Annotated in this window: 14 protein-coding genes; 10 read left to right on the top strand and 4 right to left on the bottom strand. The window is 63.1% G+C overall.

The genetic code is table 11. The features are described 5' to 3' along the window. Window positions 1–22 precede the first annotated feature (22 nt). The 4 genes from NKH80_RS19695 (at window position 23) to NKH80_RS19680 (ending at window position 4,825) form a co-directional block, all read left to right on the top strand. Window positions 23–814 carry an alpha/beta fold hydrolase gene (locus NKH80_RS19695; RefSeq protein ID WP_352993035.1) on the top strand — a complete coding sequence of 264 codons (792 nt, stop codon included), beginning with the start codon at window positions 23–25 and terminating at the stop codon, window positions 812–814. Window positions 815–941: 127 nt separating this feature from the next. Next, window positions 942–1,493: a GNAT family N-acetyltransferase gene (locus tag NKH80_RS19690; protein WP_352506698.1), complete on the top strand. Its 552-nt coding sequence runs from the start codon at window positions 942–944 to the stop codon at window positions 1,491–1,493. Between the two features lie 507 nt (window positions 1,494–2,000). After that, entirely contained in the window at window positions 2,001–3,617 is a 1,617-nt protein-coding gene (locus NKH80_RS19685; RefSeq protein ID WP_352506697.1) for a GMC family oxidoreductase, read from the top strand. Beyond that, on the top strand, window positions 3,614–4,825 hold the full coding sequence (locus NKH80_RS19680) for a mandelate racemase/muconate lactonizing enzyme family protein (RefSeq protein WP_352993032.1): 1,212 nt from the start codon (window positions 3,614–3,616) through the stop codon (window positions 4,823–4,825). The genes NKH80_RS19685 and NKH80_RS19680 overlap by 4 nt, the downstream gene beginning before the upstream one ends. Before the next feature lie 614 nt (window positions 4,826–5,439). On the opposite strand, the gene NKH80_RS19675 is transcribed toward NKH80_RS19680, so the two are convergent. After that, the gene (locus NKH80_RS19675) at window positions 5,440–6,378 is read right to left on the bottom strand and encodes a diacylglycerol/lipid kinase family protein (protein WP_352506695.1); all 939 of its coding nucleotides are present in this window, start codon (window positions 6,376–6,378) and stop codon (window positions 5,440–5,442) included. A gap of 735 nt (window positions 6,379–7,113) precedes the next feature. On the opposite strand from NKH80_RS19675, the gene NKH80_RS19670 reads away from it, so the two are divergent. From NKH80_RS19670 to NKH80_RS19660, 3 genes are all read left to right on the top strand, one after another. Further along, window positions 7,114–7,548 (top strand): hypothetical protein, encoded by a 435-nt coding sequence (locus tag NKH80_RS19670; protein ID WP_352993030.1) that lies wholly within the window; start codon window positions 7,114–7,116, stop codon window positions 7,546–7,548. Between the two features lie 6 nt (window positions 7,549–7,554). Beyond that, window positions 7,555–8,685 (top strand): hypothetical protein, encoded by a 1,131-nt coding sequence (locus tag NKH80_RS19665; protein WP_352508106.1) that lies wholly within the window; start codon window positions 7,555–7,557, stop codon window positions 8,683–8,685. A gap of 159 nt (window positions 8,686–8,844) precedes the next feature. Further along, window positions 8,845–9,360 (top strand): hypothetical protein, encoded by a 516-nt coding sequence (locus NKH80_RS19660; protein ID WP_352450478.1) that lies wholly within the window; start codon window positions 8,845–8,847, stop codon window positions 9,358–9,360. Between the two features lie 8 nt (window positions 9,361–9,368). Here NKH80_RS19660 and NKH80_RS19655 read toward each other — a convergent pair whose 3' ends face one another. Then, complete coding sequence (locus NKH80_RS19655) at window positions 9,369–10,991, bottom strand: FAD-binding oxidoreductase (protein ID WP_352993028.1); 1,623 nt, start codon at window positions 10,989–10,991, stop codon at window positions 9,369–9,371. Window positions 10,992–11,180: 189 nt separating this feature from the next. Between NKH80_RS19655 and NKH80_RS19650 the strand changes: the two genes are divergently transcribed. After that, window positions 11,181–11,675 carry a YegJ family protein gene (locus NKH80_RS19650; protein WP_254819220.1) on the top strand — a complete coding sequence of 165 codons (495 nt, stop codon included), beginning with the start codon at window positions 11,181–11,183 and terminating at the stop codon, window positions 11,673–11,675. Between the two features lie 13 nt (window positions 11,676–11,688). Here NKH80_RS19650 and NKH80_RS19645 read toward each other — a convergent pair whose 3' ends face one another. Together NKH80_RS19645 and NKH80_RS19640 are read right to left on the bottom strand one after the other, a co-directional pair. After that, window positions 11,689–12,660, bottom strand: a complete 972-nt coding sequence (locus tag NKH80_RS19645) for a hypothetical protein (RefSeq protein ID WP_352993026.1) — start codon at window positions 12,658–12,660, stop codon at window positions 11,689–11,691. A 72-nt stretch (window positions 12,661–12,732) separates the two neighbouring features. Beyond that, window positions 12,733–13,773 (bottom strand): CapA family protein, encoded by a 1,041-nt coding sequence (locus NKH80_RS19640; RefSeq protein WP_352993024.1) that lies wholly within the window; start codon window positions 13,771–13,773, stop codon window positions 12,733–12,735. A gap of 143 nt (window positions 13,774–13,916) precedes the next feature. Between NKH80_RS19640 and NKH80_RS19635 the strand changes: the two genes are divergently transcribed. Together NKH80_RS19635 and uvrB are read left to right on the top strand one after the other, a co-directional pair. Then, complete coding sequence (locus tag NKH80_RS19635) at window positions 13,917–15,170, top strand: hypothetical protein (RefSeq protein ID WP_352993022.1); 1,254 nt, start codon at window positions 13,917–13,919, stop codon at window positions 15,168–15,170. Window positions 15,171–15,282: 112 nt separating this feature from the next. Next, window positions 15,283–18,597, top strand: coding sequence for an excinuclease ABC subunit UvrB (gene uvrB / locus NKH80_RS19630; protein ID WP_352993020.1), 3,315 nt, complete (start codon window positions 15,283–15,285; stop codon window positions 18,595–18,597). The last annotated feature ends 48 nt before the right edge of the window (window positions 18,598–18,645 follow it).

The following is an 18,645-nucleotide window of genomic DNA, read 5'->3' as shown; positions in this document are numbered from 1 at the left end:
CAAGAAGGAAGGTGTATTCACCATGAATGAGCTGGATTTCGTGACCGTCGGCGATGGCACACGCATCGCCTACCGCATCGACGGCGACGCCGGGAACCCCGTGCTGATGCTGTCGAATTCCATCGCCACCACACTGCGGATGTGGGACATGCAGGTCAACGAGCTGTCGAAGCATTTCCGTGTTCTGCGTTATGATTTTCGCGGCCACGGAGGGTCAAGCGTTCCGGCCGGTGCTTATTCGCTCGACCGGCTTGGCCGCGACGTGATCGAGCTGCTCGATGCCTTGGCCATTGAACGCGTACACTTCCTCGGTCTGTCGTTGGGCGGCTTCGTCGGGCAGTGGCTCGGCATCCACGCGCCCGAGCGGATCGAACGCTTGATCCTGAGCAACACCTCGTCCTACCTCGGACCGGCAAAGCAGTTTGACGAGCGGATTGCCGCCGTGCTGCAGGCGCCGGACATGGCGGAAACCGCCGAGATGTTCCTGGGCAACTGGTTCCCTGCGCGTATGCTGGCGGCCAACGAGCCCGTCATCGAGGAATTTCGCGCCATGCTGCTGGCTATCGACCGGCAAGGCTTGGCTGGTCTGTTCGCGGCGGTTCGCGATGCGGACCTTCGCCGAACCGCAGCGCTGATTTCCAGGCCAACGTTGGTGATCGCCGGCCGGCACGACACTGTGACAGCCGCCAGCCATAGCGAGTTGATCGCGGCGACGGTGCCCGGCGCGAAACTGGTTGTCCTGCCCGCGGTCCACTTGTCGAATGTCGAGTACCCCACCGAGTTCATGGAGGCCGTGCTTGGTTTTCTGCGCTGAGATGGAGCACGACAGGGACGCTGAGTGAAACCCCGGTTTGAACATCCCCGCATGGACCGCAACCTATGATGCGCTAGCGCGCAGTGCAGGCTAGACTGGGCAATATCAATAGCGGATGACGGCTGACATGGAACTTGGCTTTCGCCCATTAACGCCCGATCTGTGGCCGGCGCTCGAGGACCTGTTCGGTGACAGCGCCGTCTGCAGTCGCTGTTGGTGTATGTATGGGCGGATCGGTCGTTCTTACCGAAAGAGACCCGGCGAGGAAAACAAGGCAGCGTTCCGGCAAGCCGTCCAGCATGGTCCGCCTCCAGGCATCCTCGCCTTCGACGGCGATACGGCTGTCGGCTGGTGCCGGGTGACGCCGCGAGATGCCCTGCCCTGGCTCGATCGGCTGTGGCAGCTCAAGCGTGTGGATGATGCGCCGGTCTGGTCCTTGTCCTGCCTGTACGTGCGAAAACGATACCGCAGGCGGGGCGTAACATTCCAGCTGATAGCAGAGGCACTGGAACTCGCGAGGCGCGCAAATGCTCCTGCGCTCGAAGCCTATCCTTTCGACGCGGACGTATCGCCGAGTGCTTCCGGCAGCGGATATGCCTCCACCTTCGCGCGCGCCGGGTTCAGGGTCGTCGCTCGCAGGACGCCGGCCCGCCCGATCGTGCGCTATGATTTCAGGTAGATTGCCGATCATCGCCTGTAATGGTTGGACGGCTTGTCGACAAAGCACAGCGAAGGCATGGCCAGCGTCCTGAGTGTCAGATCGCCGATCGGCCGCAGATTCTCGACAACGGATGAACCGAATCGTCTAACCAGGACTGATAGATGAGTAGCTCTCAAATGGATAAGTATGTCTGGGCCTCGGTCTTATATTACACCGTGGCTGCAGTTGGATTTGTGGTTATTTTTGTCTCGATCAATGTGCTTGGAATTTTGTGGGGCCTGCTTGCAATATTCGGGTATTTGGCGCTGGTTACATCTCTCAACATATGGCGACGCAATCGACATCCGCGAAGCGTCTATCAAGTCGAATTGACCAAACGAAGACTGGACGGCTAATCACCGCTGGATGAAAACTCCGAGCATCGCGCCAGTCGCTTTTTTCACATCAGATGCCGGAAGACCCGGCGACGCCGCGCCGCGCGCGAGTCTAGGTTAGAGGCCGAATTCCGGAGCCGCCCAATCCACCATGCAGACCTATGATTTCATCATCGTCGGCTCCGGTTCGGCCGGCTCGGTCCTGGCCGAGAGACTGTCGGCTTCCGGCCGCTTCTCGGTGCTGGTGCTGGAAGCCGGCGGCAGCGACCGCCGCTTCTACGTGCAGATGCCGCTCGGATACGGCAAGACCTTCTTCGACCCGGCGGTCAACTGGAACTACAAGGCCGAGCCGGACCCCGGCCTCGCCGGCAATGTCGACCACTGGCCGCGCGGCAAGCTGCTCGGCGGCTCGAGTTCGATCAACGCCATGGTCTGGATCAGGGGCGCGCGCGAGGATTTCGATGCCTGGCGGGATGCCGGCAACCCCGGCTGGGGCTTCGATGACCTGCTGCCTGCGTTCAAGGCACTGGAGGATAACCAGGCGGGCGCCGACCAATGGCGCGGCGTCGGCGGGCCGCTGCATGTCACCGACTGCTCGACCTCCGTCCATCCGCTCACCAAGCGCTATCTCGCCGCCGCCAACCAGGCCGGCCTGCCGCTCAACCCGGATTTCAACGGCGCCTCGCAGGAAGGCGTCGGCGTCTACCAGATCACCACCAGGAACGGCCGCCGCATGTCGGCGGCGCGCGCCTTCCTGCGCCCGGCGATGAAGCGCAAAAATGTCCGCGTCGAGATCAACGCGCTGGCGACAAAGATCCTGTTCGAAAGCAAGCGTGCCGTCGGTGTCGAGTATCTCCAGAATGGCGCGACGAAAACCGCCCGCGCCGGCCGCGAGATCATCCTGTCGGGCGGCTCGGTCAATTCGCCCCAATTGCTACAGCTTTCAGGCATCGGCCCGTCGGCGCTTCTTGGCGCGCTCGGCATTCCCGTCGTTCACGCCAACGAGAATGTCGGGGCAAACCTGCAGGACCATGTCGGCATCAACTACACGTTCAAGGGCAGGCTGCCGACGCTCAACCAGATCCTGCGCCCGTGGTGGGGCAAGCTGCTGGTCGGCATGCAATACGTGTTTTTGCGGTCGGGCCCGCTGTCGCTGTCGATGAACAATGCCGGCGGCTTCTTTCGCACCGATCCGGCCGCGGCACGGCCCAACATGCAGCTCTATTTCCAGGCGTTTTCGACCGTCATTCCGAAGAGCGGCGAACGCCCGATCCTGACGCCCGATCCATGGCCGGGCTTTTCCATCGGGCTGTCCAATTGCCGTCCATCGAGCCGCGGCGAAATCATGATCCGCTCCGCCAATCCGCGCGATTATCCCAAAATCGTCGCCAATGCCTTTTCGACCGAGGCGGACGTCGCTGAAATGCTGGCGGCGGTGAAATTCGTCAGGAAGATCGCCTCGATGCCGGCGATGGCCGAGATCATCGAGGAAGAGGTTTTGCCCGGTCCCTCGATCACCTCCGACGCGGATCTCATTCAGGATTTCAGGAAGCGCTCGGGCACCGTCTATCACCCGGTCTCGACCTGCCGCATGGGGCCGGACGCGGCGCACGCCGTCGTCGATCCGCGCCTCAAGGTACACGGCATCCAGGCGTTGCGCGTCATCGATGCCTCGATCTTTCCCGACAACATAACCGGCAACACCAACGCCGCCGCGATCATGACCGGATGGAAGGGCGCCGAACTGGTTCTGGAGGATCAGAAATGAAAATCACCGACGTCAAGACCTGGGTGGTCGGCAATCCGCCGCCCGGCATCGGCGGCAAGTATTTCATCTTCGTCAAGCTCACCACCGATGGCGGCATCGTCGGCTATGGCGAAGCTTACAACGCTACCTTCTCGGCCCATGTCACCGCAAAAATGGTCGAGGACATGGCAGAGCGCTATCTCGTCGGCCGCGATCCGCACGACGTCGAAAACTTCTTCCGCCGCGCCTATTCGTCAGGCTTCACCCAGCGCCCCGACGTGTCGGGCATGGGCTGTTTCTCGGCGCTCGAAATCGCCTGCTGGGACATCATCGGCAAGGAGGCCGGCAAGCCGGTCTACAAGCTGCTTGGTGGCCAGGTGCACGAAACGCTGCGTTCCTATACCTACCTCTACCCGCACAGCGGCAGCGTCCACTCCGAGGACGCCCGCGGCAAGAACGTCTACAACGACCCCGATCTGGCCGCCGCCTGCGCGCTCGAATATGTCGAGCAGGGTTTTAACGCGGTCAAGCTCGACCCGGCCGGCCCCTACACCGCCTTCGACGGCCACCAGCCGCGCCTCGTCGACATCGACCTCTCCGCCCGGATGATCAAGGCGATCCGCGAGGCGGTCGGCACCCGCGCCGATATCCTGTTCGGCACGCACGGCCAGTTCACAGCTTCGGGGGCGCTGCGCATGGCCCGCGCCATCGAGCCTTATGACCCGCTGTGGTTCGAGGAGCCGGTGCCGCCCGACATGCCCGAGGTGATGGCGCAGGTCGCCCGTGCGACCTCGATCCCGATAGCCACCGGCGAGCGGCTGACGACCAAGTTCGAATTCGCGCGTGTGATCGAGAACCGCGCGGCGACCATTCTGCAGCCGGACCTTGGCCGCTCCGGCGGCATTCTCGAAACCAAGAAGATCGCCGCCATGGCCGAAGCCTATCACATCCAGATCGCGCCGCACTGCTATTGCGGGCCGATCGTCGGCGCCGCCAACATCCAGCTCGCGGTGACGCTGCCCAACTTCCTCATTCTGGAATCGCTGAAGCAGTGGGGCGGATTTCACGAGAAGCTGCTCAAGAAGAAGATCGAATGGCAGGACGGCAATGTCATCCCGTCGAAGGAGCCCGGCCTCGGCGTCGAACTCGATGAAGCCGTTTGCGAAGCGCATCCCTGGACCGGCAAGGACCTGCATTTGCAGATGATGCAGACACCGCTGATGCCGTGAGCGCCAGCCTGATCCGCAACGGCTTTGCCGTCACCGTCTACGACCGCGGCCCGGCGCCTGGTTCCTCGGCACAGAGGATTTGACGGGTCGCTTGCGTTGACGGACCGCATGCCTTGGTGATTAGCGCAAACGCCCATCGCTTCGTCATCCTGGGGCGGAGCAAGGAGCGAAGCGACGCGGCGCAGACCCCGGGATCCATGCCGCGACTTCAGAGCGCTGCTGCGGTGCAAAATTCTGCTCCGCTGCACTCTTTGATCAAGGTTACGGCATGGATCCCAGGGTCTCCGCGACGGAGCTTCGCTCCTGCTTCGCCCTGGGATGACGAAGTTGGGGGGGATTCGGCCAATCTCCAGGGTTTGCGATTTACCACCGACAGGAACGACCGACGTTCGCTGCCGATGGGCCGCCACCTGCCAAAATCACTGTTTCAAGGAATTGGTCGACCATGATCGTCAGGCTTCTGGAAGATGCGATCGGAACCGATCTTCGCGCGCCTGGTTTCCCGGCCAAGCTCGAGGCCTGACATCAGGCAATTGTCACGCGATTTCAGCACATTGGCCGGATCGCTGGAATCACCGCCGAAAGAACTTGAATCAACCCCTCAATGCCTTGATTCAATATCTCAGCGTCAAGGCGCCGGGTAGGATCTCGAAGGTCGCCGGTATGCGACCCGGCGATTCGCCGTCTATGTCGATCAGCGCGGCGTTCTTTTGCACATCGCCGAGCGGCTCGACAACCACTTTCTTGCCGCGCAGGATGGTGATCGCCGGATGGTTGCGGTGCCGCCCGCCATAGAGCAGGCGGATGTCCCAGATCAGCTTCAGCTTGCCGGCGGCGCGCAGAATGACGATGTCAAACTCGCCGTCGTTAAGCTCGGCATCGGGCGCGATCATCATGCCGCCGCCGAAGAATTTGCCGTTGGCCACCGCCACCAGTGCCATGCGCGCCTCGACCGGGGCACCGTCGTCGATGGTGATCGCAACGTCCTGGAAGCGGTAGCGGAGGAACTCCCAGACCGTGCGCCAATAGAACAACGCCTTGGCCGAAACCTTGCCCTTGCGCTTGTCGGCGTTGACGGCACGGTCGGTGACGCCGGAGAGCCCGAGGCTGGCGATGTTGATGAAATGGCGGCTGGCCAGCGCGCCGTGGTCGTCGACATAGCTGATGCACCCGGCATCGACCTTGCGCCCTTTGGCCTCGGCAATCCGCTTCAGTGTCAGGTCGACATTGTTCGACAGGCCGAGCCCGCGCGCGAAGTCGATGCCGGCGCCGCACGGCAGCAGCCCAAGCTCGGCCGTCCGGCCGCTTTCTCGGAAAGCTTTCAGCAGCCCGTCGGCGACCTCGCTGGCGGTGCCGTCGCCGCCGGCCGCGATCACCAACTCGAAGCCGATGGCGGCAAGGTCGAGCGCCAGCCGTTCGGCATCGCCCTCGGCCTGCGTTTCACGCAGCTCGAAATCGCCGAAATGTCTTTTCAGCGACGCCGCAACCTCGGGCCAATGCCGCTTGAGCCTGCCGCCGCCGGCGATCGGATTGAGAACCACCGCGACCTTCAAGCCCGCCTCCCCAAGGCCATCGAACACGCCTTCCAATCATTTGCCGGCATTGAAGCCCCCGCCGGCCCGCGGGGCAAGATCGAATGTCCGACAATGCGGTTTTGGCCTCGAGGCGGCAAATCCCGGCCGGCGGCGGCAGAGATCGGAAAGTCCCTGTTTTGGCAGGGTCAGTCCCCGATAATCCCGCTATCCACAGGCACGCGGCAGTTCCGCCAAACACTTATCCGACATACATTAAACCCATCTCAGGCGGCTACCGATCGCCACGCCGAAAGGCACAGCGGAACGGCGGATTTCCTGAGGCCCGTACGGCCCTGAACGAGAACAGGCTTGCCTGTTGGAGGGATGGAAGCCGAGACCTACGGGGCCGCGGAAAGCGTGCGAACGCCGACGGCGGACCGATGCTGCCATGAAGGACGGCAAAAACCTTCGATGGCGCGCCGGGCAAAGCTCGCAAGAGTGGAGACCGGCGTGGTCCGGAACGGACGCTACCCTCGGGTGGCGACTGGCAGGACCGTCAAAATCAAGGCCGGCATGGCGCGACACCTTTCGGGAGTTGCTGCCGCGACCGTGTCCTGATCTGACAGGGAGGCGCTGGGAGAAATCCCGGCGCCGACTGTCCTTGTGGCCCCGCCGGACGACTTTGCCGGCGACGCTTCACCCTGCGCCAAAATCAGCTACTATCCACTTGCCGTGGGAGGCCGGTTAAAAGGGCTGACGGCAGGGGGACATTTCATGACGCTCATCCAGAAGCTTGCTGTTGCCTATGCTTTCCTGTTCTTCGGCGTTGTTGCCATCGGCTATGTGCCGGCCTTCAACGATGCCGGCGGCAATCTGTTCGGCCTGTTCTCGCTGCAATGGTATGATGATTTGCTGCACGCCTTCTCCGGCGTCTGGGCGCTGGCGGCCGCCTTCATCTCGCACCGCCAGGCGGTGTTCTATTTCAAGCTGTTCGGCTCGGTCTATCTGTTCGACGGCGTGCTCGGCCTGGTCACTGGTTCCGGCTGCCTCGATGGCGGCATTTTCATCAACGGCTTCGGCTCCCTGAACGACATCGAATTCCCGGCCCGCTTCTTCGCCAACCTGCCGCACATCGTCATCGGCGGCTTCGCCGTCTATGTCGGGTTCTGGCTGTCGAAACGTGTGTACGACCATTTCGCCACGGCCTGACCGGCCATGTTCCTGTTCCGCTGGCTGAAGCGCATCATCAAGGCGATCCTCTGGCTCGTCGTCATTGTCGTGTTGATCCCGATCGCCGGGCTGGCCTACGGCTTTCTCACGACGCCGTCGCTGGACACAACGCCTTTGCCGGGCGTCGCTGAGGGTGCCCCGCCGAAGGCGCTGGCCGACAAGATCCGTGCCGAAATCCCCGGCTACCAGCGGCCGGAGGAATCGACCTTTCTTACTTATCCGGAATGGGCCATCGTCTACGCCGCCCGCGAATATGCCGGCTTCGTCGACAAGAACCAGCCGAGCGGTTTTCCCTATCTCTCCTATATCGGCCGCTTCTGGCAGGACTATGCGATGGTCATCCGCGCCAGCTCCGCCTACAGGTTCAACCTCGACAATCACCAGATGCTGGTGATCATCGGCACCAGCCACACGATCGAGCACGCCATCCAGTGGGCCTATGAAAATACGGTCGGCCGCGTCACCGAAGCGACAGCCGGCAAGCGCACCGCCGTCGACATCTACCAGGCCAAGGTGGCGGCGGAGTATGCCGGTTTTCTCGACCAGGTGCCGTGGTACCAGTTTCCCTATGCCGAAAAGCGTGCCGGCCTGTTCGCCGTCCAGCCGGCAGCGGACGACAGCGCTGTCCGTACCAGCGAACGCAAGCTCGCCTTCGGCTTCGCCGACACCATCAAGCAAGGCTACGCCGATCTGATCAAGTCGGCGCTCGCCGCCACCACCGATCCGGCCTTGCTCGACATTCACGTCTGGGCCAAGGGTCCGGTCAGCGAGGTGACGCGCAACGAGCCCGACACTTTGCTGGAGCGCGATCTCGGCGCCGACGGCACGGTCTTCGTCACCAGGCGCTATCAGGTGTTCACCGACATGATTCCGCGCCTGATCGGCAAGGGCATCTCCTTCGTCGAGATCGGCGGCAATGACGAGATCATGGTCACCATGCTTTCCAACGACGAAATCAAGGTTCCCGAAGATGCACGCACCTTGTTCAGCTACCCGCTTCCGGCGGAACCTTCGACGCGACGCACCGGCCTGACCGTCGCCGTGCGCAAGCTGCACATCGTGCTGCCAGCGCTGATGACGGCAGGCGCCAGGCTCGAGCATGTCTACGATTACTGAGGCCTTTCGGTCACAGCCGGCCTCGGCAAAACGTTGCGTGATGCTCCGCCACGCTCATTCCACAATCGCGGCCAAATCCCGCCTTGTTCCGCAACGATTGATGATGCCGTAGACACGTTGTCTTGCGCACATGTGCAGGCAACTCGGAGGCACAAGACCGTGATCAAGACCGCCCTTGTCGCCATGACCATCGTCGGCTGCGACTGCGACGCCAGGCTTTGCGAATATATCGGCGAGACGCCCGCCAAATGGTCGACCATCGCCGAATGCGAAGCGGCGATGAAAAGCCAGATGCTGCACGAGCGCAATTTCGACTATCCGCTGGTCTCCGGCATCTGCCGGACACAGAACTCGTCTTCGTCATCGCAACTCGCTGCGACCGCTTCCGAGCCTGAATTGACGACGGCCAGTACGGCCGCGACAGACCCGCTGCCACCGGAACTGAGCCATCGGCCCAGTGCTGCGGTCGGAACGCAGGCAACGGCGACGGAAACGGAAGCCGTCCGGCCGGTCGCCTATGAAGCGGCGGTCGATGGCGGCCGCGCCGTGCTCTACCGCACGAAGGCCGGCTACGCCGTGGTCAAGACCGATCTCGGCCGCGCCGCATCGGCAACGATCGGCATCGCCAGGCGTTCGGCGAACTGGCTGGCGGCGAAGCTGCCTGACGGTCTGTAGCCGCCGCTTCAGGCCGTGCCGATCAATGCCTTGACGGCGCGATAAAAAATCGACGAAAACAACTCGCCCGGATCGTATTGCAGCTTCTTCGCCAGGAAGGACGGCAGTTCCGGATAGGAGGCAAGCAGTTCCTTGCCTGTGTAGTGGAGCTGGTAGGGCAGGAAAAAACGCCCGCCATGCTTGATCGTCACGTCGATCAGCGCCCTTGTCAGCGCCCGCATCCTGGCATTGCCGTCGGCGTCGGTCGGCTGATTGATGTAGAGCACCAGCGAATAGGCCGGCTCCGGCGCATAATTCAGCGCCACATCCTCTTTGTGGACGACGCGCACCGACGCGTTGAGCACCGGCAGGCTCTGGTTGCGCAGGATCTCGCGCGCTTCGGCGATAAACGGGTTATAGGCGGCGCGCGGGATGAAATACTCGTGCAGGATGTCGGTCTCATCGAGCAGATCGTTGAACAGATAGGGCACTGAATCATGCATCGGATTGTTGCGGGTGACGAGGCAGGCCTCGCCTTCGGCCATTGCCGTCGTGCGCGCCACCGTGCAGCTCTCGAATTGCGGCTCCAGCGTCTTTTCGGTGAACCATTTCAGTTCCTGGAACAGGCTTCTCCATTTCGCCAGGTTGATGATCACCCGTTTGAGCCCGACTGAACCCGGTTCGCCGATTGCCGGCTGGTCGGCCGGCGGCTGGTTGGCCACCTTGTCATAGCGGTAGACGATCATATCCTCGAGGAAATTACCCGGCGCTGTCGACAGGTGCCCATAAAACAGACCGATCGCCCTGTTTGGCTCCAGCACCTCGGCGAAAAACCTTGGAAAGTCGTCCGATTTGATGATCTCGCGCGAGGTCCGGTAGACGTCGTTGTCGACAATGTCGAGCGTCGCCTCCAGCACCACGCCGAACAGGCCGTAGCCGCCGACGACGTGGCGGAACAGCTCGGTGTTTTCGGTCGGTGAGCAGGTTGTCACCGAACCGTCCGCCAGCATCACCCGCATCGATCGAATCGAGCCGGCGACCGAGCCGGCCTGGTGGTCCATGCCATGCGCGTTGACCGACAGCGAGCCGCCGACCGAAAAGATGTCGGTCGATTGCATCGCCTTCACCGCAAAGCGCGGGTGCAAAAGGTTCTGGATATCGTGCCAGCGCGCGCCCGGCTGCAAGGTCATCGTCTTCGCAGTCGGGTCGACGCTGACCTTGTTGAATTTGCGCATGTCGAGGACCAGTGCGTTGTCGTCGAAGGCGTGTCCGCCCATCGAATGGCGCACAGCCGCGACCGAGACCTTCAGGCCATTGGTGCGGGCAAAGGCCAGCGCGCTCGCAATGTGGCCTTCCTCGCTGACTTCGACAACGCCGTAGACCGGCGTCATCGACAGGCCGCTGGCATCGTTGATGTCGCCGCCCTTGGTCAGCCATGGCAGCGACGGATCGTAGGCTGGCGGGCCCTCCAGCGGCTTCTGCGCCAGATCGATGCCGTCAATGTCGTCGATGCGCCCGGAATTCTTCTGCCCCGACGGACCGCGCGCCAGCCGCGCCACTGTCGTCCCGCCCCAGACCATCGCGCCGCCGACCACCGTCGCACCAAGCAGCAGCCGCCGCGACAGGCGAAACCCCTTGCGTTCTTCGACCATGATACCCCTCGCTGCCTAGGGATAGCGCGGGTTTCCGGCAAAAACCAGAGCCGGAGTGCGTAGCAGAACTAGCGGCAGTTGCGGCATCAGGAGCATTTTCTTATGGTTGCAATTAAGGTATGCTTCGCGCTATGATTGAAGATCGAACGGATCTATGATGATGCTGACCATTGTATGGGCGCCCATTCCATGAAGCTCGTGTCCCGCGCGATACTGTCCCTGATGCTAGAGCTTGCTCCGATATGCGCCGAGGCTCACGACTCCAGTCAGGGTGACGACAGCGTCGTCGCAGTCGCGCCTGACGATCCAGATATGGCGGCGGCGACTGCACAGGCACGTGCCACCCTGGATGCATTCCTGGCATTATCCCAGACACCGCCACCTGGAACGGACACATTCAAACTGAAGGTGATGATCAAGGACGGACATGTGACCGAACACTTCTGGGTCATCCCGTTCCAGCGGAACGAAACCGGATTCGTGGGGATATTGGCGAATGAGCCACATAGTGTCCACAACGTCGTGGCTGGCCAGTATGTCGAATTCAACCGAGACGATATTTCCGACTGGGGATATACCAAAAACGGTCACCAGGTTGGCAGTTTCACCGTCTGTGTGATGTTCAAGTCGATGCCGAAGGAAGAAGTCGACTACATGCGTAGCCAACGCGGCTTCGATTGCTGACCGCCCAGCCGGACTACCCCGCCTCCTCGTCCTTCGCCCCGATCTTGCGCACCAAAGCCGCCGTCGCCAGCATCGCGCCCATATCGGCGATCATCGGCGCGACATGCCTGGTGTAGTCGAGGCGCGTGGAGACATCCGGCAGCTCGAAGAAATTCCGTTCCTGCGGCAGCAGGAGGAAGCCGTCGCTGCCGTTGAGCGCGACGCGTGCCGGATCGTTCGGCCGGGTCTCGCCGAGCCATTGCAGCGCCTGCGCCAGCCGGCCGGTCACCAGCGGCCGCGCCGCCTCGATATTGTCGGTGCGGAACTCATAGGCGGCGTCGAGTTCGGGTACGCCGCTGGATAGTTCCTGCATCCTGCTGCCGAAGATGCCGCGGAGAAAGCCGACGACCTTGTTGGTCCGGCGCGCGGCCACCAATGTGCCGGGGAACGGCACGATCGTCTCGAAGGCGACGATCACGCCCTTGAACACTGCCGTCGTGCTCTTGCCCGTCCCTTCCCGTAGATCTGCTTCGTACAGTTCGAATGGAAACCCTTCATAGCGGCCGGAGAAAACATCGTCGAAAGACTGTCGGTTGAACGAACCAACCGTCTCACGCGGCAGCCGGTCGAACGAATTCGGCTTGACGTTGTTCCGATACCGCATGTCCTCGATGAAACCGAAGATGATCGGCAACAGCGTGCTGCGAAACGACTGCTGCAATTTGCTCGCTGGCTTGATCGCCCGGAAATAGAGCAAGATCGCTGCCAGGAGTCCGCCGACATAGAGGAACACATGCGGGGTCGAGACCCACTGCTCGTTCGGGTCTGCAACCCCGTTGAAGAGCCAGGCCACAAACACCACGAACGCCAGCACCAGCCCGATGAACAGTGGGACCCGCCAGCGCGTCCGGCGATGGGCCGAAGCTCTTTCGGCCTCATAGGCCTCGATGTTCTTCCTGAGGCCGGCGATCACCGCTTCGCTCGGCATGAAATCCGCAGTTTCCATCACCCACCGCCGCCACAAGCCTGCCCGCGCTGGGCATGATAGCCGGTTTGGTGGACCGCGTCAGCGCAGCCGTCAGCGCCCGGCACTGAAGATCGCATCGAGGCGGGCCAGAACCCTTTGCCTTGGATTTCCCTTCAACATTTCAACCGGCACCAGCCGCTCGTGATCGCCGGCGCGCAGCCGCATGAAGGCATGCAGCCGGTAGGCGGCAATGGCGCCGCGCGTGCCGGGATCGGCGCTGATGTCGACGACGAGAATGGCACCGATGCGGCCAGGCCAAGGCTGGCGCGCGAAGGCGGTGCCGAAGAAATCGCCGAGTCCATAGGCGACGAGCGTCTCGCCGATCCGCTCGATCGGCTGCACGACATGGGCATGATGCCCGGCGATCAGGCAGACGCCATGTTCGGCCAGAAGCCGCGCCAGTGCCCGCGTCCTCGCACGTGGAAAATGCCGGAATTCCCAATCCCAATGCGGCACCCCGCAGAGGAGGTCGACACCCGAAGCGGCATCGCGCGGCCATTGCGCCGGATTGCTTTCCATCGAGACACGGCCCGCGAACTGAGCCGCGTCGGCATTGCGCCACAAGGTAAAGGCGGCAAGGCCTATGGTCAGCGAACCAACCGCAAACCGCTCGACCGGAGCCGCAGTGCCGATCGTGCGGATGCCTAATTGCTCCAGCGCGGCGACCGTCTCGTCGAAGCCGGCGATGCGCTGGTCGAGCACATGGTTGTTGGCCAGCGACAGCACCAGTTTTTCGCGCGAAATGCCGGCAGCGGCCAGCGCCTCGGCAAGGAACCGCTCGCTCATCGCGTGGTGCGTGCCAAACCTCGTACCCAAAACAGCGCTCGGCCGTTCCACCACCGGGCTTTCGCAATTGCCGACCACCAGATCGGCCGAGGCAAGCAGTGCCGCAATCGCCGGGTCGCAGTCCGGCGGGCTGCGATTGGCCACCGCCGAGATATCGCCGACGAAAGCCAGCCGCACCGTCCGCGCCGGCGGCGGGTCGAGCAGGGTTGCGGCCGCCGGAGCAAAGCCGCGCGCGTCGCCATCGAGCGAAGGCCGGAGGAAGCGTGGCAGCCAGGACAGTTTGTAGGAAAGCGGATAATTCGACACGCGACGGCCCAATGGTTTGCCTTGTGTAGACCGCCAGCCGGACTGATTGAAGCGCTGACTGTTGTCGTTGAACCACGGGGCTACAGGCGCGCGAACCAAATGCGTGTATGATCCACTGCGGAGCGACAAAAGGGGTGATCACGATGACGCGTTTTTCCAGGCTGGTGGCGTGCGCCATCGTTCTTTTCCTGCCGCTGTCTTCGGCCGGCGCCGCAGTGTCGGATGCCGCGGCACTGTTCGAGGCAAAAACCGTGACTGAGCGTAACGGCGCTCTTGCCGCTCTTGAAACCGCCGCGCCAGGCGATCCGGCAGCCGCCTACGCCGCCGGCGCCGGCGAATTCTTCACCGCGCTGGAGATCCTGGCCGGCGGCCTGCATCGCCACGGTTTCGAAAGCCCGCAATCCTTCATGCTGCCGCTGATGCGGCTGCCGGTGCCGGACAACCCCGATCCCGAGCCGCTGACCTACGAACAATTCCGCGCCATTCTCGTCGCCTTCCGGGACCGGCTGGAGAAATCCGCAGCCATGCTGGGTTCGGTACCCGCCGACGCGGACATCGGCATGGTCATCGACCTCACCCGCCTCGGCATCGATCTCAACGAGGATGGCCAGATCGCGCCGGACGAAAGTGCCGCCGCGATCATGGCGTCTCTGTCACGCGGCGGCGGTGTGCCAGACGCGGCCGCACCCGCCCTCACCTTCCGCTTCGACCGCGCCGACGGCTATTGGCTGCAGGGCTATGCCGAGTTCCTGATGGCGCAGGCCGACTTCTGGCTGGCGCATGATTTCAGGAACACGTTCGACGGCTCCTTCCACATGCTGTTCCCGCGCGCAAAACTGCCGCTGCAGGATACGCTCGTGCCGCTGGACGGTGGCATGAATGGTGGCATCCTAACGTCCGAATGGCGCCTCGCCGACTTCATCTCCCTGGTGCATCTCGTCAACTGGCAAGTGGTCGAGCCTGAGCGCCGGCAAGCGGCGCGCCGCCATCTGATGGAGATGATCCGACTGTCGCGCGAGGACTGGAAAGCCATCCGCGCCGAAACCGACAATGACCGCGAATGGCTGCCCGGGCCGCAGCAGAAAGGCGCCAGCCCGCTGACCGGTCTCGAAGTCGGCCAGCAGCAGGTACAGGCCTGGCTCGCCGCCCTTGATATGGCCGAGGATCTGCTGGAGGGACGCAGCTTGCTGCCGCATTTCCGCATCGCCGACAAAGGCATCAACATGAAGCGCTTCTTCGACGAGCCGAAGCCCTTCGACCTGGTGCTGTCGATCACCGGCCCGGCCATCGCGCCCTATCTCGAACACGGCAAGATTCTCACCAGCGAGGAGTTCAACCAGATCCAGCGCCAGTTCGGCGGCGCCGGGTTTCTGACGTTCGCGCTTTGGTTCAATTGAGGGAGTGCGTCGACGCTATTCCTGACAGCCTGCTGTCAGCAGCCAAATTGCCCCTCGCGCCACCCGCCACTCCGCTCTTTCCATTTTGGCCGATACCTCCCATATTCGGGCCATGGCCAGACTCTCCGACAAGAAAACGCCGCCGCCGGCGAATGACGAGCGCGCTTCGCCGCCCAAGCGGCGCAGTCCGCTGACCGATTTCCTCGATGCCTCGGAGCCCCTGTACAAGGGCGGCTTTGCCGAGGCGCCGCAGGCCGAGTTCACCGGCGCGCCGCTGACCGGCTCGATTGCCGACTGGGCGGAGCAGATCGAGCAGGAAGCCGAGAAGGAAGGGCGTCAAATCTCCCCCCTCGAGGGGGAGATGTCGCCGAAGGCGACAGAGGGGGTCGGCAAAGGAAGCGCTCGGCATGAAAGGTCGCAGAGCACTGCCGCACCGACCCCACCCGGCGGCTCCGCCGCCACCCTCCCCTCGAGGGGGAGGGAAGGCGCCAAGTCTGCCAAGAAAATCCCCGAGCGCTCCTCTTCCCCCGGCCGGACGGCACGCGGCACCTCGATGGGCGGCGCGGCTTCGGCGCGGGAGCGCACTGCGGCCGGTCTCAACCCTGTCGCCGGCCTCGACATTTCGCTGGAGGACGCCGAGACCATGGCCTCGGGCGGCGTCACCGCCACCGTGGCAGCGCTGTCGGCGCTGATCGAATCCGGCAATCCGCTGCACAAGGACGGCGTGCTGTGGACGCCGCACCGCCCTGCCCGGCCTGAGAAATCCGAAGGCGGCATCGCCATCAAGATGGTCTCGGATTTCGAGCCGGCCGGCGACCAGCCGACCGCGATCAAGGATCTCGTCGAGGGCGTCAACAGCAACGACCGCACTCAGGTGCTGCTCGGCGTAACCGGCTCGGGCAAGACCTTCACCATGGCCAAGGTGATCGAGGAGACGCAGCGCCCCGCTCTGATCCTGGCGCCCAACAAGACGCTGGCCGCGCAGCTCTACTCCGAGTTCAAGAAATTCTTCCCGGAAAACGCCGTCGAGTATTTCGTCTCCTACTACGACTATTACCAGCCCGAGGCCTATGTGCCCCGGACCGACACCTACATCGAGAAGGAATCCTCGATCAACGAGCAGATCGACCGCATGCGCCATTCGGCAACGCGCTCGCTGCTCGAGCGCGACGACGTCATCATCGTCGCCTCGGTGTCCTGCATCTACGGTATCGGCTCGGTCGAGACCTATACGGCGATGACCTTCCAGATGCAGATCGGCGACCGGCTCGACCAGCGCGCGCTGCTCGCCGACCTCGTCGCCCAGCAATACAAGCGCCAGGACATCAACTTCGTCCGCGGCTCGTTCCGGGTGCGCGGCGATACGATCGAGATCTTCCCGGCCCACTTGGAAGACCGCGCCTGGCGCATCTCGCTGTTCGGCGACGAGATCGAAGCGATCACCGAATTCGATCCGCTGACCGGCCAGAAAACCGGCGAGCTGAAGAGCGTCAAGATCTACGCCAATTCGCACTACGTCACGCCGCGCCCGACCTTGAATCAAGCCATCAAGTCTATCAAGGAAGAACTTAAATATCGGCTGCAAGAGCTTGAAAAGGCTGGCCGCCTGCTTGAGGCGCAGCGGCTTGAGCAGCGCACCCGCTTCGACCTGGAGATGCTGGAGGCGACCGGTTCCTGCGCCGGCATCGAGAATTACTCGCGTTATCTGACCGGCCGCAAGCCGGGCGATCCGCCGCCGACCTTGTTCGAATACATTCCCGACAATGCGCTGGTCTTCATCGACGAAAGCCATGTCACCATCCCGCAGATCGGCGGCATGTATCGCGGCGACTTCCGCCGCAAGGCGACGCTGGCCGAGTATGGTTTCCGCCTGCCGTCCTGCATGGACAACCGGCCGCTGCGCTTCGAGGAATGGGACGCCATGCGCCCGCTCTCCGTCGCGGTTTCGGCGACGCCCGGCGCCTGGGAGATGGAGCAGTCCGGCGGCGTCTTCGCCGAGCAGGTCATCCGCCCGACCGGCCTGATCGACCCGCCGGTCGAGGTGCGCCCGGCCAAGACACAGGTCGACGACGTCGTCGGCGAAATCCGCGAGACCACGAGGGCCGGCTACCGCACGCTGGTCACCGTGCTGACCAAGCGCATGGCCGAGGATTTGACCGAATATCTGCATGAGCAAGGCATTCGCGTCCGCTACATGCACTCAGACATCGACACGCTGGAGCGCATCGAAATCCTGCGCGATCTGCGCCTCGGCGCTTTCGACGTGCTGGTCGGCATCAACCTGTTGCGCGAAGGCCTCGACATTCCCGAATGCGGCTTCGTCGCCATTCTCGACGCCGACAAGGAAGGCTTCCTGCGCTCCGAGACATCGCTGATCCAGACCATCGGCCGTGCCGCCAGAAACGTCGACGGCAAGGTCATCCTCTATGCCGACCAGGTCACCGGCTCGATGGAGCGCGCGATGGCCGAGACCAACCGCCGTCGCGAAAAGCAAATGGAGTGGAACGCGGCCAACGGCATCACCCCGGAATCGGTCAAGTCGCGCATTTCGGACATTCTGGATTCGGTCTACGAGAAGGATCATGTCCGCGCCGACATTTCGCAGTTCACCGACAGCGCCGGCGCGATGATGGGCAACAATCTGAAGGCGCATCTTGACGCCCTGGAAAAGCAGATGCGCGACGCCGCCGCCAACCTCGATTTCGAAAAGGCGGCCCGCATCCGCGACGAGATCAAGCGGCTGCGCGAGATGGAACTGTCCATCTCGGACGACCCGCTGGCCAAATATGCCGACATGGAAAGCCCGGTTTCGGGCCGCGAAAAGGGCAAGCACAACAAGGGCGTGGCCAAACATCGTACAGCAGAGGAACAGGAGCGTTTCCGGAAGCTCGACGAGGCACATGCCGCCGAAGAGGCGGCCAAAGCTGCCCGGCCCAACCTCTTCCGCAAGCCGGAGCTCGACGAAATGGGCGCCGACGGCGCCGTGCCGGTCAAGAAGCCGCTGTTCGCGAAACCTTCGCTGGACGATATGGGACCTGGGACCGACATGCCGACGCCGTCAGGCGCGGTCTCCCGTTCGCTGTTCAAGAAACAGTCGGCGCAGGAAGCGCACGGTTCGGATTTCGGTATACCGGGTGAACCGACCAAGCCGCTGTTCAGGAAGAACTCACTGGACGAGATGACGGTGCGGCGGACCGAGAAGCCGGTCGAGGGAAAAGCGCCGGCGAAACCACAGCCAATCTCTCCCCTCGTGGGGGAGATGCCAAGTGGTGGCAAAGAGGGCAGGGCAGAGGGGGGCGCGAAGGAACACGACGTTTCCGCCAAACCCATTGTCCGTCAGCGCGCCGGCATCGGCTCCTACGAAGATCCCGCCGACTCTCGCCGCGAAAAGCGCCGCCCCGGCAAAACTGGTCGGCCGGGACGGTAGAGAGCTTCCCTTCTCCCCTTGGGAGAAGGTGGATCGGCGCGCAGCGCC

Origin of the sequence: Mesorhizobium sp. M0904, assembly GCF_040319475.1 — a bacterium.
GTDB lineage: Bacteria > Pseudomonadota > Alphaproteobacteria > Rhizobiales > Rhizobiaceae > Mesorhizobium.
This window is presented reverse-complemented; position numbering and strand designations above follow the sequence as displayed.

Bases quoted from the DNA above. Each gene is read 5' to 3' on its own strand.
- NKH80_RS19695 (WP_352993035.1), top strand. From the start codon at position 23: ATGAATGAGCTGGATTTCGTGACCGTCGGCGATGGCACACGCATCGCC.
- NKH80_RS19690 (WP_352506698.1), top strand. From the start codon at position 942: ATGGAACTTGGCTTTCGCCCATTAACGCCCGATCTGTGGCCGGCGCTC.
- NKH80_RS19685 (WP_352506697.1), top strand. From the start codon at position 2,001: ATGCAGACCTATGATTTCATCATCGTCGGCTCCGGTTCGGCCGGCTCG.
- NKH80_RS19680 (WP_352993032.1), top strand. From the start codon at position 3,614: ATGAAAATCACCGACGTCAAGACCTGGGTGGTCGGCAATCCGCCGCCC.
- NKH80_RS19670 (WP_352993030.1), top strand. From the start codon at position 7,114: ATGACGCTCATCCAGAAGCTTGCTGTTGCCTATGCTTTCCTGTTCTTC.
- NKH80_RS19665 (WP_352508106.1), top strand. From the start codon at position 7,555: ATGTTCCTGTTCCGCTGGCTGAAGCGCATCATCAAGGCGATCCTCTGG.
- NKH80_RS19655 (WP_352993028.1), bottom strand. From the start codon at position 10,991: ATGGTCGAAGAACGCAAGGGGTTTCGCCTGTCGCGGCGGCTGCTGCTT.
- NKH80_RS19650 (WP_254819220.1), top strand. From the start codon at position 11,181: ATGAAGCTCGTGTCCCGCGCGATACTGTCCCTGATGCTAGAGCTTGCT.
- NKH80_RS19645 (WP_352993026.1), bottom strand. From the start codon at position 12,660: ATGGAAACTGCGGATTTCATGCCGAGCGAAGCGGTGATCGCCGGCCTC.
- NKH80_RS19635 (WP_352993022.1), top strand. From the start codon at position 13,917: ATGACGCGTTTTTCCAGGCTGGTGGCGTGCGCCATCGTTCTTTTCCTG.
- uvrB (WP_352993020.1), top strand. From the start codon at position 15,283: ATGGCCAGACTCTCCGACAAGAAAACGCCGCCGCCGGCGAATGACGAG.